This window comes from Haloferax chudinovii, from assembly GCF_042663345.1.
Lineage (GTDB): Archaea > Halobacteriota > Halobacteria > Halobacteriales > Haloferacaceae > Haloferax > Haloferax chudinovii.
This window is the reverse complement of sequence record NZ_JBHTAB010000021.1, coordinates 1-1448: the sequence shown is the minus strand read 5'-3', so window position 1 is coordinate 1448 and position 1448 is coordinate 1. Positions and strand designations below refer to the sequence as shown.

Sequence of the window (1448 nt, the reverse complement as noted above, 5' to 3'; positions counted from 1 at the left end):
CTTTGCAGATACCGAGGTATCCACAGGGAGCGCAGTCTCCACAGGCGTTGATTCGGAGCGTCCCGCTCCTAACCGCTTCTTCACACCGCGAGAAAGGACGTTCCACGCCGCGTTCGCGTCCCTATCGGCCTTGAACCCGCAGGCAGGACAGGAGTGTTCGCGCACCCACAACGGCTTGTCAGTCGAGACGCCGCAGGACGCGCACTCTTTGGTCGTCCCCCTCGGGTTCACGCCGACGAAGTGCGTTCCTTCCCGTTCGCACTTGCATTCGAGCATCCGCAGGAACGTCCCCCACGCCGCGCCTGCTCGGTTCCGTGAGTTGCCCGGCAGTTCGACCAAGCCCTTTGCGTCGAGGTCTTCGACCGCCACCAAGTCGTACTCAGTGGCGTAGTAGTTCGACAACTTGTGTAGGAAGTCACGTCGTTTCTGTTTCAGGTCGGCGTGACGTTCGGCTACGACGCGGCGCTGTCTCTCCCAATTCGCAGACCCGTGTTCCTTCCGCGACAGGTCGCGCTGTGCGCGTTCCAACCGCTCGCGTTCGTCGGAGAGGTCGAGTGATTCAACCGCCGTGCCGTTCGTGTCGTGGGCATACTTGAGAATCCCCACGTCGATGCCGACGCACCGCTCGGGATTCTCCGGCTTCTCCGGCGGGTCGTCAGGCGTCTCGACCCCGAGGATGGCGTACCACTTGCCGGTGGGTTCCTGTTTGACCGTGACGGTCTTGATTTCGGCGTCGTCGGGCAGGTCACGGTGGAAGGTGAGCGGGATTTCTCCGAGTTTCGAGAGCCACAGTCGCGTCCGACCGCTCGTGTTCTTGAGCTTGAAGCCGGATTGACTGTAGGTGAAACTGCGGTACTCGCCCGGTGGCTTCCACTTGAGCGTTCCGACGCGATAGCCGTCCTCTTTCCGCCCGCGTAGCGTTGAGAGGTTGTCGTACAGGCGTTGAACGACTTTCTGAAGAACTTTCGAGTGAACGTTTTTCAGGTCGTTCCACCACGTCTTGAGACTCGGCAAGAGTTTCTGCTCGCTGTATGCCGAGGTGTCGTCGGTGTGGTTGAGTCGGTGGAGGAAGTGGTTGTAGACCTGTCTACAGGTATCGACAGTCCACGCTAACTGTTGTTCGAGAGCGTCGGACGGTCGGAGTCGATACCTGTAGTTGTAGTTCACGAGCGTTCTTCGATGAGTTCGTCGAGTTGCCCGCGAACGAACGATGAGAGGTTGAGGTGGTTCTCCTCGACCCACTCGGCTTGGTCTTCGCGGATGGTGATATTCTTCCGCCTCACTACATACGCACTATGCGCACTTGTGTGTATAGTTGTTTCGATTGCGTGGGCCTGTGGGCCGAGCGTCGGACGTGTTTGATATCGTGCGGCGCTGTATCCCCTCCCTACTCACTCGCTTCGCTCGTTCGTTGAGGAAGGGGCGCCTTAGCGCCTCAATTCAGGTAA

General features: G+C 59.3%; 1 protein-coding gene. It reads right to left on the bottom strand.

Annotated elements, in window-relative coordinates; all coding sequences use genetic code 11:
* Window positions 1-1167, bottom strand: a 1167-nt coding sequence (locus ACFQI8_RS19440; protein ID WP_390247735.1) for an RNA-guided endonuclease InsQ/TnpB family protein, incomplete at its 3' end; no start/stop codon positions are given.
* Window positions 1168-1448 lie beyond the last annotated feature (281 nt).